The organism is Yinghuangia sp. YIM S10712 (assembly GCF_051388935.1).
Taxonomy (GTDB): domain Bacteria; phylum Actinomycetota; class Actinomycetes; order Streptomycetales; family Streptomycetaceae; genus Yinghuangia.
Genome location: NZ_JBPKBI010000014.1, coordinates 128713 through 141960, shown reverse-complemented (window position 1 = coordinate 141960; position 13248 = coordinate 128713). Strand labels below are relative to the sequence as shown.

General features: G+C 69.8%; 13 protein-coding genes. 11 read left to right on the top strand and 2 right to left on the bottom strand.

What is annotated here, in order from left to right; translation table 11 throughout:
* The first annotated feature begins 208 nt into the window (after window positions 1-208).
* The gene (locus ACRX5W_RS24870) at window positions 209-1558 is read left to right on the top strand and encodes a nicotinate phosphoribosyltransferase (RefSeq protein ID WP_436790516.1); all 1350 of its coding nucleotides are present in this window, start codon (window positions 209-211) and stop codon (window positions 1556-1558) included.
* A gap of 27 nt (window positions 1559-1585) precedes the next feature.
* On the top strand, window positions 1586-2113 hold the full coding sequence (locus ACRX5W_RS24865; RefSeq protein WP_436790515.1) for a flavodoxin domain-containing protein: 528 nt from the start codon (window positions 1586-1588) through the stop codon (window positions 2111-2113).
* A gap of 54 nt (window positions 2114-2167) precedes the next feature.
* On the opposite strand, the gene ACRX5W_RS24860 is transcribed toward ACRX5W_RS24865, so the two are convergent.
* Together ACRX5W_RS24860 and ACRX5W_RS24855 are read right to left on the bottom strand one after the other, a co-directional pair.
* Entirely contained in the window at window positions 2168-2464 is a 297-nt protein-coding gene (locus ACRX5W_RS24860) for a DUF1876 domain-containing protein (RefSeq protein ID WP_436790514.1), read from the bottom strand.
* A gap of 89 nt (window positions 2465-2553) precedes the next feature.
* Window positions 2554-2997, bottom strand: coding sequence for an Hsp20/alpha crystallin family protein (locus ACRX5W_RS24855; RefSeq protein ID WP_436790513.1), 444 nt, complete (start codon window positions 2995-2997; stop codon window positions 2554-2556).
* Between the two features lie 369 nt (window positions 2998-3366).
* Between ACRX5W_RS24855 and acsA the strand changes: the two genes are divergently transcribed.
* The 9 genes from acsA to ACRX5W_RS24810 all read left to right on the top strand — a co-directional run.
* Entirely contained in the window at window positions 3367-5151 is a 1785-nt protein-coding gene (gene acsA, locus ACRX5W_RS24850) for an acetate--CoA ligase (protein ID WP_436790512.1), read from the top strand.
* Window positions 5151-6125, top strand: a complete 975-nt coding sequence (pdhA, locus tag ACRX5W_RS24845; protein ID WP_436790511.1) for a pyruvate dehydrogenase (acetyl-transferring) E1 component subunit alpha — start codon at window positions 5151-5153, stop codon at window positions 6123-6125. The genes acsA and pdhA overlap by 1 nt, the downstream gene beginning before the upstream one ends.
* Window positions 6126-6217: 92 nt before the next feature.
* Window positions 6218-7165, top strand: a complete 948-nt coding sequence (locus tag ACRX5W_RS24840; RefSeq protein WP_436790549.1) for an alpha-ketoacid dehydrogenase subunit beta — start codon at window positions 6218-6220, stop codon at window positions 7163-7165.
* A 1-nt stretch (window position 7166) separates the two neighbouring features.
* A complete protein-coding gene (locus tag ACRX5W_RS24835; protein ID WP_436790510.1) occupies window positions 7167-8558 on the top strand; it encodes a 2-oxo acid dehydrogenase subunit E2 in 1392 nt (463 codons plus the stop codon).
* On the top strand, window positions 8555-8806 hold the full coding sequence (locus ACRX5W_RS24830) for an acyl carrier protein (protein WP_436790509.1): 252 nt from the start codon (window positions 8555-8557) through the stop codon (window positions 8804-8806). The genes ACRX5W_RS24835 and ACRX5W_RS24830 overlap by 4 nt, the downstream gene beginning before the upstream one ends.
* Before the next feature lie 138 nt (window positions 8807-8944).
* Window positions 8945-10537, top strand: coding sequence for a DUF1254 domain-containing protein (locus tag ACRX5W_RS24825; protein ID WP_436790508.1), 1593 nt, complete (start codon window positions 8945-8947; stop codon window positions 10535-10537).
* Window positions 10538-10604: 67 nt separating this feature from the next.
* On the top strand, window positions 10605-11516 hold the full coding sequence (locus tag ACRX5W_RS24820; RefSeq protein WP_436790507.1) for an HAD family hydrolase: 912 nt from the start codon (window positions 10605-10607) through the stop codon (window positions 11514-11516).
* A 4-nt stretch (window positions 11517-11520) separates the two neighbouring features.
* The gene (locus ACRX5W_RS24815; RefSeq protein ID WP_436790506.1) at window positions 11521-12954 is read left to right on the top strand and encodes a DUF1254 domain-containing protein; all 1434 of its coding nucleotides are present in this window, start codon (window positions 11521-11523) and stop codon (window positions 12952-12954) included.
* Between the two features lie 10 nt (window positions 12955-12964).
* A partial coding sequence (locus tag ACRX5W_RS24810) for a GAP family protein (protein ID WP_436790505.1) occupies window positions 12965-13248 on the top strand: 284 nt, incomplete at its 3' end.

Here is a 13248-nt window from a genome sequence, read left to right as displayed (position 1 = left end):
GCCGCAAGCGCGAGTCCCCGCGACGGGCTTTGCGAGCGGCGTCGGGCGGTGTCGCAGACGACAATGCAAGGAGGGGCGGCTCCCGACAATCCGGCTGGCTGTTGGTTCGGTGCCGCATCTCGTGCGGATCCGCGCACACCGCATGACAGCGGAGGCGGCCCGTGCCGTCGGCGCGAGAGTGCCCGGGGCAGGCCATGGAGGTGATGCGATGTCCGAGGCGATGACCACCGACCTGTACGAGGTCACGATGGCCATGTCGTACCTGCGGGAGGCGATGTCCGGGCCGGCCACGTTCAGTTTGTTCGTCCGGGACCTGCCGCCCGACCGGGGTTTCCTCGTGGCGGCGGGGCTGGAGTCGTCGCTCGACTTCCTGTCCGGCTTCCGGGTCGGGCCCAAGGACGTGGACGCGTTCGCGTCGGCACTGCACCGCCCCGCGGGCGACCTGGAGGCGCTGCTGGGCATGGAGTTCGCCGGAGAGGTCCGGGCGGTGCCGGAGGGACGGATCGTGCTCGCCGGAGAGCCGCTGGTGGAAGTGACCGCACCGCTTCCCCAGGCCCAGATGGTCGAGACCTACATACTCAACCAGGTCAGCCATCAGACAGCGATCGCCTCGAAGGCGGCGCGGTGCGTGTTGGCGGCGGCCGGGCGCTCGGTCGTCGACTTCTCGTTGCGTCGCACCCACGGCCCGTACGCGGGTTTCCAGGCCGCGCGACTCGGCGCGATGGTGGGCTTCGCGGGCACGAGCAACGTCGCCGCGGCCACCGCGGAAGGGATGCCGGCGGTCGGCACGATGGCGCATTCGTACGTGGAGGCATTCGAAACGGAGGAGGCGGCGTTCCGCGCCTTCGGCCGATGCCACCCCGGCCCGTTGACCTTCCTGGTGGACACCTACGACACGGAAGCGGGGGTGCGCACCGCCGCGCGCGTACTCCACGACCTTGACCGCGGACCCGGCTCGGCCATCCGCCTGGACAGCGGCGACCTGGGGGCACTGGCCGTACGCGCGCGGGCGATCCTCGATGCGGCCGGGCTGCCGGACGTACGCATCGTCGCCAGCGGCGGCCTGGACGAGTTCGGTGTGGACGCACTCGTCCGGGCCGACGCGCCGATCGACATCTACGCCGTCGGGACACGCGTCGGGGTCTCGGCAGACGCGCCGTTTCTGGACTCCGCCTACAAGATGGTCGAGTACGACGGTCGGCCCGTGATGAAGCTGTCGTCGGCCAAGGTCACCGCTCCGGGGCCGAAACAGGTCTTTCGTCGTCCGGCGTTCGACGACGTGATCGGGCTTCGCGGCGAGCCCCCTCCCGAAAAGGGCATTCCACTGCTGGAAACCGTGATGCGCAACGGGCAACGCACCCGCAGGCGCCCGACGCTCGCCGAGAGCGCGACACGGTTTGCCGGTGATCTGGCAGGGCTACCGGCCGCAGCCCGCCGTATCCGAGCGCCCCAGGCGCCCCGCGCGGCGACCTCCGCGCAGTTGGGGGCACTCACGGAGCGGGTCCGGCGCCGCATCGGGGCACAATCTGCTTCGGCCCCGGGCCCAGAGAGCTCGTGAGCGGATACCGATCTTGTGGAGGCGTCCGTGCACGTTCTCGTCGCTTATGCGACACGCCATGGTTCGACCCGGTCCATCGCCGAGCGCATCACCACGCGCATCGCCGAGGGTGGCCACCGCGTCGATCTCCGGCCCGTCGGCGAAGCCCACCAGGTGTGGAAGTACGGGGCGTTGGTGGCGGGCAGCGCGATACACAACGGCGATTGGCTGCCGGAGGCGGCGGAGTTCCTGCACCGTCACGCGGCGGCGCTCGCAACGCGGCCTGTGTGGCTGTTCAGCGTCGGTTTGGCACCCGCCTTGCAGGGGCGGCGCGGCAGGTGGCTCGCTGCCCGAGCGAAAGAGCCCCCGGCAGTGGCCGCCGACCGCGAAGTCCTCGCCCCCCGGGACGTACGCACCTTTGCCGGGGTCTTGGCACGCGCCCACCTTCCTCCCCTGTCGCGACCGCTGGTGCGGGCGTGCGGTGGCCGTTTCGGCGACTTCCGCGACTGGGCCGCGATCGACGGCTGGGCATTCGGCATCGCGGAGAAACTGGCCACGGAATCCACGAGCCGTTGACCGGTTTCGGGGACGGGCCACCGGCTGTCCGCCTGGACCACTGCCGGACAACTGTCAGTCGTGTACGGCCGCGGGCTCACCGGTGAGCGCCTCGATGTCACGTGCGGCGAGTTCCAGGAGTTGATGGGCCAGGTCGGACAGTGCTCGGGCGGCGGCCAGCTCGTCCCCGATCTCCGGGACATCCCTGTCCCTGGGGTTCTTGCGGGCGTGACCCCAACCGGTCACCGACGTGTCGTCCCGTGTGTGCAGCCGGGCCTCGGCGGACGTGCGCACCGATTCGCCGTCCTCGAAGTCCTGACCGCTCTTTTCGCTCAGGTGAATGTCCACGGTCCAGTGTTTTGCGGCGATCATGGTCGACCTCCGGTCGATGAACTTTTCAGCCTGTTTCGTCCGACGCCGATGCGCTCATGGCCCGCAAAGGCAACCCACTTGGGCCGGCGTCACGTCTGTCCTGCTGCGGCCTGATCGCCATGGGTGACCCGGATCCGCTGGGTCGGCGGCTGAGCTTGGCCGAGTGGCACTTTCACCGTCAGCACGCCGTTGTCATATGTCGCGGTGATGTCGTCCGCCCTCGTCTCCTCCGGAAGCCGCAGGCTGCGGGTGAACGACCCATACCGGAACTCCGAGCGTTCCTTGGCCGTCTCCTCCTCCAACCGCTCGGCATGGACGGTCAGCACACCACCGGAAACGGTGATCTCGATGTCCTTGTCCGGGTCGACGCCGGGCACCTCCGCCTTGACCACGAACACCCCGTCCTCACGGAACTCCTCGACCGCGATCACGTGCTCGCCCGAGGGGAACCGCATGTCGAAGGGGAGCCCTTCGAACCAGTCAGCGACGGAAGGCCACCAATGCGGGCGCTTCTGCATCAGCTCGCCGGCCATCTCTGCCCACCTTCCTTCTCCTGGTACGTGTTTGTCTCCATTCCACAGTCCCGCAGCGGCGCCGGAGTGCCAACGATTCGGCTGTCCGTCTTCCGGGGAATCGGGGCGACACAATCCCGGGGACGGCCGGATCGCGATGGCCCCGGCCGTACGTGAGTGTGCGTGTGTACCCGGTGACCGCCGAGGCGCCTGCCGACGGAACCGTCCCACGATGCGAGCCGGGCGCCGTCGGGTGCAGTCTGAGAAGTGGGGCATCGAATGCCCACGTACGCCAAGGCCCTGCGGTCGAGCTTCTGAGCCGCGGGATCACCGGGTTAGTCGGCCACCTGCCCGATGGGGCAGGAACACAGCGGAAAGGGTTCCGCACCGATGACACCAACCGTCATACAAAAGACCGGTCCGTTCGCCGTGTCGCCCAACATGCCCGACTACGCGACCGCGGTACGCCGGTTCGATTGGGCGTCGGCACGTGCCGAACTCGGCGGGTCGCCCTCGACCGGCCTGAACATCGCCCACGAGGCGGTGGACCGCCATGTCGCGGCCGGCCGCGGTGGCCATGAGGCGGTCCGCTTCATCGGCCGTGACGGGGATGTCCGACGATTGTCGTACGCCGAGCTTCTCGCCGACTCCGCCCGTTTCGCCGATGTGTTGGCGACGCTCGGAGTCGGGCGCGGCGACCGGGTGTTCACGCTCCTCGGGCACTGCCCGGAACTGTTCGCCACAGTGCTCGGCACGCTCCGTAACGGCAGCGTGCTCTGCCCCCTTTTCTCGGCCTTCGGACCTGATCCGGTCTGCGAACGCCTCAGGCTCGGGGATGCCCGGGTGCTGGTGACCACAGCCTCGCTGTACGCACGCAAGGTCGCCGGCAGGCGGCGCGAGCTGCCGAACCTGGAAACCGTGGTGGTCCTCGGGTCCGCTAGCCACGACGGCGGTGTTCTGTCGTACGACACCCTGATGCGCGACGCCCGTCCCGGTGCCGCGGTCGACGCGACCGGTCCGGAGGACATGGCGCTGCTGCACTTCACCAGCGGCACGACAGGGGCGCCCAAGGGCGCGGTACACGTGCACGACGCCGTCGTCGCCCACCACGCCACCGCGTTGTCGGCGCTGGACCTGCACCCGGGCGACGTCTACTGGTGCACCGCCGATCCGGGCTGGGTGACCGGCATCTCCTACGGCGTCATCGCTCCCCTCACCTGCGGAGTCACCCTCGTGGTCGACGAGGGGGGCTTCGACGTCCGCCGCTGGTTCCGGATCCTCACCGATCAGAGGGTGACGGTCTGGTACACGGCTCCGACCGCCATTCGCATGCTGATGCGCACAACGCCGAGACAGCGCCCGGGAGGACTCCCGTCGGGCACGGACCTGTCCGCGTTGCGTTTCGTCGCGAGTGTGGGCGAGCCACTCAACCCGGAGGCCGTGCGATGGGGGAGAGACGTGCTGGGGCGGCCCGTTCACGACACATGGTGGCAGACCGAGACCGGATCCATCATGATCGCCAACTTCGCCGCGTGCGACATCCGCCCAGGCGCGATGGGCAGACCCCTGCCCGGCGTGACGGCGGGTGTCCTCAGCTGCGGTGCGGACGGCCGTGCCGCAGTCGTCGACGGGAAGGTCTCGCCGGTCGACGAGCCCGACGTCGAGGGGGAGTTGGCCCTGCGGGCAGGGTGGCCCTCGATGTTCCGCGGCTACCTCCACGAGCCGCAGCGGTACGCGAAGTGCTTCGCGGACGGCTGGTACCTCACCGGTGACCTGGCCAGACGGGACACCGACGGCTGGTTCTGGTTCGTCGGCAGGGCGGACGACGTCATCAAATCGGCAGGGCACCTCATCGGCCCGTTCGAGGTGGAGAGCGCCTTGTTGGAACACCCCGCGGTCGCGGAAAGCGGCGTCATCGGCCGGCCCGATGCGCTGGCCGGGGAGATCGTCAAGGCGTTCGTGTCCCTGCGCCCGGGATACGCCGCCACGGACGACCTGCGCGGTGAGCTGCTGGCGTTCGCACGCGGCCGACTCGGCCCGGCCGTCGCGCCGCGGGAGATCTCCTTCGACCAGGAGCTGCCGAAGACGGGCAGCGGCAAGGTCGTCCGCCGGTTGTTGCGTGCCCGGGAACTCGGCCTTCCGCAAGGCGACGTCTCGACGTTGGCGGGGCCGTGATGGACGACCGCGAACACCTGCGGGACCTGCTCGGGCGGATGCTCCTCATCCGTCGTTTCGAGGAGCGCTGCGTCGAGCTGTACAGCGCGGCCCGGATCCGCGGCTTCGTCCACCTGTACATCGGCGAGGAGGCCGTCGCGGTGGGGGTGAACGCGGCGCTCGGGCCGGACGACGCGGTCGTGGCGACGTACCGCGAACACGGTCATGCCCTGGCCAAAGGCCTGACTCCCGAATCCGTCATGGCCGAGATGTTCGGCAAGGTGACGGGGTGCAGCCGGGGACGTGGCGGCTCGATGCACCTTTTCGACGCGGAGCGTCGGTTCTACGGAGGCAACGCCGTCGTCGGCGCGGGCCTCCCCTTGGCGGCCGGACTGGCACTCGCCGACAAGATGCGCGGTGAGGAACGCATCACCTGCTGCTTCTTCGGCGACGGTGCCTTTGCCGAGGGGGAGTTCCACGAGACCGCGAACCTCGCGGCCCTGTGGGGGCTGCCGTTGCTGCTTGTCTGCGAGAACAACCTTTACGCGATGGGGACTTCGTTGTCCCATGAGCACGCCCAGACCGACCTCGCGATGCGTGCCGCGTCGTATGGCATGGCCGCCTGGGCGGTCGACGGCATGGACGTCTCGGCGGTGGAGACCGCCACGCGGCGAGCGGTCTCGGCGATCCGAGCCGGCGACGGCCCGCATTTCCTGGAGGCCAGGACCTACCGCTTCCGCGCGCACTCGATGTACGACCCGGACCGCTACCGCGAGAAGGAGGAAGTCGAGTGGTGGAAGACCCGCGACCCGATCCCCGCCCTGGCGGCGCGTTTGCAGCGCATGGGCTCGCCCGCGGATGCGGACACCGTCGAGCTTGAGGAACAGGTGGCCCGCCAAGTCGACGCCGCGGTCCGAGCGGCCGAGGAGGCGCCGGAGGAACCCGTCGCTGACCTTCTGCGCTTCGTCACCACCCCGCCGGAGGTGAAGGCATGACCGGTCGAAAGCCGGCACGCTCGGCAACCAAGCCGGCGCGCGGGCAACCCGAAGACGGCCCCGAGCCGGTGCGGACCACGTACCGCGAGGCGATGCGGGAGGCGATGCGGGAGGCGATGCGCCGCGACGACCGCGTGTTCCTGATGGGCGAGGACGTGGCGGCGTACGGCGGTTGCTTCGGCGTGAGTCTCGGGCTGGTGGAGGAATTCGGCGCCGAGCGTGTCCGCGACACTCCGCTGTCGGAATCGGCGTTCGTCGGTGCCGGCATCGGTGCGGCCATCGCCGGGATGAGGCCGATCGTCGAGATCATGACCGTGAATTTCAGCCTCTTGGCGATGGACCAGATCCTCAACACGGCGGCGGCGATCCAGCACATGTCCGGCGGACAAGTGCGGGTGCCCCTGGTCATCCGCACCACGACGGGTGCCGGCCGACAGTTGGGTGCCCAGCACTCGCACAGTCTGGAAACCTGGTTCGCGCACATCCCCGGTCTGCGCGTGGTCGCCCCCGCGACCGTCGACGATGCGCGCGGCATGCTTGCCGGCGCCCTGGACTGCCCCGACCCGGTCGTCGTTTTCGAACACACCGGGCTGTACGGGCTCCAGGGCACCGTCGGCGACGCCCCGGACGCCGCCGACATCGACACGGCCCGGGTTCGGCGCCGCGGATCGGACGTCTCGCTCGTCACATACGGCGGCTGCCTGCCCAGGACGTTGGCGGCGGCGGACACCCTCGCCGACGAAGGCATCAGTGCCGAGGTGCTGGACCTGCGCACACTGCGTCCGCTGGACTCCTCCGCCGTCGCGGCCTCGGTCTCACGAACGCATCACGCCGTCGTGGTCGAGGAGGCGTGGCGCAGCGGCGGGCTCGCCGCCGAAGTGGCCGCGCGCATCATGGAGTCGTCGTTCTACGAGCTGGACGCCCCGGTCGGACGTGTGTGCGCCGCCGAGGTGCCCATCCCGTACGCACACCAGCTCGAACAGGCCGCGATCCCGCAGGCGGCGGACGTGGTCGCGGCGGCGCGGCAGGCGGTGGACTGACATGCCCGAGTTCACCATGCCGTCGCTGGGAGCCGACATGGACGAAGGGACGCTCACCGAGTGGCTGGTCCACGAAGGCGACACGGTCAGACGCGGCGACGTCGTGGCCGTCGTCGACACCGCCAAGTCCGCGATCGAGGTCGAATGCTTCGACTCGGGGACGGTGACGGAACTTCTCGTGTCGCCCGGGCAGACCGTGCCGGTCGGGACGCCGATGGCCGTCATCTCGTCCACCGAGGAGCGGCCGTTGCCGAAGGCCGAAACACCGCCGGCCACGGAGACGACGCCGAAGGGCCCTGCGGCGAAAGCCGCAACGGGCGGCACGGACCATGTCGGCCCGGAGCCGAGTGTCCCCGTCGAGGATGCCTCCACCACGTCGTCTCCTCTCGTCCGGCACCTTGCCGACGAGTTGGGAGTCCCCTTGGGCACCGTCCAGGGGTCCGGACCGGGGGGCCGCGTCACCCGCGCCGACGTCCGGGAAGCGGCGCACACAGACGCCCAGCCTGATGTCTCCGGGCGCCGCCGCCCCGCGGCGTCGCCGTTGGCACGTCGTCTCGCCCGCGAACTGGGCGTGGACCTGAACTCCGTGCACGGAAGCGGGAAGAACGGGGTGATCCGGGCGGACGATGTCCGTGCCGCCGCGCATCCCGAACCCCCGCCGGGAACCGCCACGGCTGCGGAACACGTGGAGGAACCCGGGAGAGTCAGGGCGCCGGAAGCGGACGGGTCGGCCGCGATGCGGTCCGCCATCGCCGGTCTCATGAGCCGCGCCAAGCGCGAAATCCCCCACTACTACCTGGCGACGACCACCGACGTCGCCCGAGCCGTGGAATGGACACACGCGTACAACCGCGGTCGACCGGTCGGCGAGCACGTGCTCCCGACGGCTCTCTTGCTCAAGGCGGTCGCCGTCGCGGCGCGACAGGTGCCCGAGCTCAACGGCTTCTGGGTGGACGACCGATTCGAACCGGCGTCCGAGGTGCGCCTCGCAGTGGCCGTCTCGCTGCGCGGCGGCGGGCTGCTCGCGCCGGTGCTCGACGGCGCCGACCGCATGCATGTGGCCGAGCTGATGGCCCGGCTTCGCGATGTCGTCGGCCGGGCTCGCTCCGGACGGCTGCGCGGCTCGGAGACCACGGGGCCCACGATCACCGTGACCAACCTGGGCGACCAGGGTGCCGAGGCCGTATTCGGCGTCATCTATCCGCCGCAGGTCGCGTTGGTCGGCCTCGGGAGGATCACCGAACGGCCGGTCGCGGTCGACGGCCTCCTGGGCGTGCACCCCGTCGTCACCGTGACGCTGTCCGCCGACCACCGCGCGACCGACGGGGCGACAGGCTCCCGTTTTCTCGCTGCTTTCGACCGGTTGATCAAGAATCCGGAGGATTTGTCGTGAACCGTACGGATGCCCTGGATCTGGTCCGCTCGTCGGCCCGAGCCGCGGTTCCGGGCGCGGACACGTCCGCCCTGGATCCCGAGAGGCCGCTGCGAGACCAACTCGACATGGATTCGCTTGATTTCCTCTCCTTCGTCGAAAACCTGAGCGATGCGTCGCACGTCCGCTTGGACGAGGCCGATTATGCGGACGCGGATACACCAGCGGATTTCGCCGAACTCGTGGCCGCACGCAGCCGGGATTCGTGATCCGCGGACGCCCGGCGCATCCGCGCCCGGGGGGCCGCCTCGACTTCGAAGACCCTCCGATGGCCTAGGCGCGGTGGTGGTCTCGGCGGGTACGCCCCATCGTCGACAGGGGGACTCTTTCGAGAACGGAGCGATCCCTTGCCGTCGGCCGCACAGATTTCGCAGCAGGTCATGGAGTCGATCTCGACGCCGGAGCGGGTCGAGACGCCGCTGGGCACCCTGGAATTCCCCCTGGGCATGCCCACCGACGAGACCGCCGACCGCGTCTACGACCATCTCGACCATGTGCACGGCGTCCGTGCGTTCCTCGACGCGTACTCCGGCGTCAACCTCTGGGCGGCCCGAAGGGGCATCCTGGAGACGGGTGTCAAGGACCACGACGTCCTGCTCTTCTCCGAGTTCATGGACCCCAAGTCGCTGGTGCTGACCGGGAACGCGGACACCGTCTACTTCCTGACGTTCCTCGACCTGACCGAGGGGCCCGTGGTGGTGGAGATGCCGCCGCTCACCCTCAGTTTCGTCAACGACATGTGGTTCCGCTATGTCACCGACCCGGGCATGCCCGGGCCCGATCGCGGAACCGGCGGCGCCTACCTCTTCGTCCCGCCCGGCTATGCGGGTCCGCTTCCGGAAGGCGGGTTCTTCACGCACCGGGTGCGCACCACGCGGCTCATCCTGGCCGGGCGGGCGTTTCTGGAGGGCGGCGACCCGAAGCCGGCGGTCGGGCGCATCAGGGAGCGGCTGCGGATCCACCGCTACGTGCCGGGCCTGTACGGAACGAGCGTCGCGGAGATCGTCACCGGGGGCACGGCGCCGCCGCTGCCGTGGACCGAGGAGACCTGGACCGCCGCGTTGCGCCGGCCCGACCCGCCGCGCTTCGTCGAGGCCACCGGGCTGCCCGTGAACATGGTCCCGCCGGCGGACGAGACGTACTTCGACTTCGCGAACGAGCTGGTGCAGGATCAGCCCGCCGAGGCACTCGATCCCGAGATCGCCGGTCCGCTGGCCGCGGTCGGCATCGTCAAGGGCAAGCCTTTCCGGCCGGACGCGCGAATGCGGAAGATCCTCACGGAGGCAGCCGCGGTCGGCAACGCCACGGCCCGCACCCTCGCCTGCCGTCCGCGTCCGGCGGAGGGGGCGCACTTCTACGGGACGTCATCCCAGTGGGTCAACGGCCTGCTCGCATCCGGCTACGACTTCATGACCCCGCCCGCGGACGTCACCGACAGCGGCGTCGAGTCCTGCCCGAGCAGCGGCGCCCGGAAGCTGAATCTGCGGTCGTGGTGGTGGTACCTGGCGGTGGGCATCAGTCCGACGTTCGCCACGCGGCTGACCGGCGTCGGCTCGCAGTACGTGTTCTCGTTCGCGGACCAGGACGGCCGAGCCCTCGACGGAGGCAGACGCTACCGCCTGGTGCTTCCGCCGGACATCCCCGCCGCCCGTTTCTGGTCGGTCACGGTCTACGACAACCAGACACGGTCGATGCTCGACACCCCGCAACGGTTCCCACGGGCCGGCAGCCAGAACTACCCCACCCCGGCAGCGGTCGCCGACGCGGACGGCACGACCACGGTGCACTTCGGACCCGAAAGGCCCGACGACGTGCCGGAGGGCAACTGGATCCAGACCACACCCGGCCGGGGCTGGTTCGTGGTCCTGCGCCTCTACAGCCCTCTCCAGCCGTTCTTCGACAAGTCCTGGCGGCCGGGCGAGATCGAGGCGGTGGGCTGACCTTGGGCGGCGCGGATCCGACGACACGACAGTCCGAAGGCACGGCGGCCCGCCCTGCGCGGTGGCCATGAGTACGCGCCCGCTCGGCAGTTGGAACGACGGTGCCGCGAAGAGGGCGATCGTCGGTTTCGTGACCGCGGCGGCCGAGGAGGGGACCTCGGACTTCGTGCCGCCGGCCGACCGGGTCGCAGTGTTCGACAACGACGGAACCCTGTGGGTCGAAAAGCCCGCGCCGGTGCAGACGGCGTTCGTCCTCGGGAAACTGGCCGAACGCATGAAGGCGGATCCGTCGTCCGCCGACGAGTGGCCCTATCGGGCGCTCGCCGCCAAAGACGAGTCGTTCTTCCGCGCGTTGGACGCGCAGGAACCAGAAGCCGTCACATCGATGGTCAAGGCCATCGGTGCGGCCTGGGAGGGCACCACCTTCGGGGAGTTCGAGGCGGAGGCCGCCCGGTACCTGGCCTCCTGGCATCACGAGCGGTTCGGACTGCCCGCCCCCGGCCTGGTCTACCAGCCGATGCTGGAGCTGTTCGACTACCTCAGGGCGTACGGCTGGCGGCTGTTCGTCTGCTCGGGCGGCGGACGCGACTTCATGCGGGTGATCTCCGAGGAGATCTGGGGTCTGCCTCGCGAGAACGTGATCGGCTCCGCCCCGGAGTTCGCCTACCGGGACGGCGTGTTGGTCCGCCGGGCGGTTCTGCACGGCCCCGTCGCGCTCGGCCCCGGGAAACCCGAGTATGTCCTCGCCCGCACCGGCCGTCTGCCGCGCTTCGCGGCCGGCAACGACGACGTGGACGTCGAGATGCTTCAGTCCGCGCAGTTCGCTGTGCTCGTCGTGCACGACGACGACGAGCGGGAGTACGCCTACAGCGACGGCGCGGCAAGGGCGCTGGCCACGGCCCGGGAGGCCGGATGGACGACGGTCAGCGTGAAAAACGACTGGAACGCAGTACTTCGACAAACACCCGTTCAGGAGTAGCACGATGCCTCATGTCAGCGACGGCCCCAGCCCGGGCACCCCGGCCGAGACCATGGCCTCGATCAGCATGCCGGAGCAACTGCAAACCGTCTTCGGCGCCATGGACTTCTTCGACGGCATGCCCTCGCCCGACACGATCACCCGCAGCTACGACGCCCTGGATCTCCTGCGCGGGATCGAGGTGTTCCTCAATTGCGTCCCCGGCGCCTCGATGGTGGCGATGCGACGCGGACTGCGCAGCGTGGGCATCGACTCCCACACGATCGGCTACACCGCCCCGCGGTGCGGATCGGCACCGATGATCCTCACCGCGAACACGGAGACCACGTACGGGATGGCCTTCCTGGCGCTCGACCAGGACGGGCCCACTGTGATCGAGGCCCCGGCGAATTCGTTGTGCTTCGTCAACGACCTGTGGCAGCGCCACGTCGCCGACATGGGCATCGCCGGACCGGACAAGGGCGACGGAGGCAAGTACCTCTTTCTGCCTCCGGGTCACGACGGAGACGTTCCCGACGGCTACTTCGTCGTGCGGCCCGCCACCTTCTCCTCCTGGGTGCTGATGCGTGCGCTCGGTGGTGTGCAGGGCCTGCTCACGGCACGGATCTACCCCCTCTCGGCCGCCGCGGAGCCACCCGACCAGCACTTCGTCAACTTCGCCGAATCGGACTTCAACACCATTCACGCGAACGACTTCTCGTTTTTCGAGGAGATCGACACCCTCGTTCAGGGAGAGCCGCCCCAGGCGCTCGATCCCGAGCGTGCCGGACAGCTCGCCGCGATCGGCATCGTGCCCGGCAAGCCGTTCCGGCCGGACGACCGCATGCGCGCGATCCTCGACACCGCCGCCAGGATCGCCTCGGGCATCGTGCGGACGCTGTGCTTCAAGCCGCGCGACCCGGCCTGCTACGTCTACCCAGGCGGTTCGTGGAAGACCCCGTGGCCGTCCCGAAGCCACGAGTTCCTCTCGCCCGAGGGCGCCCGGCTGCTGGACGCCCGGGCGCTGTTCCACTACGTCGGGGCGGGCACCTCCCCGGCGATGGCGGCGGCGGCCGTCGGGGCCGGGTCGCAGTACGCGTACACCGCGGAGGACTCCACCGGCGCGTGGCTCGACGGCGCGAGGCACTACACCCTCACCCTGCCGAACGACATCCCGGCGAAGAACTTCTGGGCCGTCAACGTCTACGACCCGCAGACCCGGTCGCTGCTGCGCACCGACCACCCCTACCCGAGCGTGAACAGCCTCTCGGGAGCCGTCCAAGCCGAGGACAACGGCGACACGGTCGTCCACTTCGGCCCGACCGCGCCGGCGGGCAGGGAGGGCAACTGGATCCAGACCGTGCCCGGCAAGGGGTGGTTCGTCCTCCTGCGGCTCTACGGCCCGCTGGAAAGCTGGTTCGACCAGAGCTGGCGGCCCGGCGAGATCGAACCGGCGTGAGGCAGACGTCGTGGGCGAGGCGATCGGTCAGATTCTGTCCTACGGCGTCGCAGTGGCACTGAGCCCTTTTCCGATCATCGGCGTCGTGCTGATGCTCGGAACGCCCAGGGCGCGCTCCAACGGGCCGGCCCTGCTCCTGGGGTGGGTCCTGGGCCTGGCCCTGGTCGGCACGATCGTACTGCTGGTCTCCGGCGGTGCGGGCCCGCGCGATCAGGGGAAGCCGGCCGACTGGGTCAGCGCACTCGACATCGCGCTCGGCGTGCTGCTGCTGTGGGTGGCGGTGACGCACTGGCG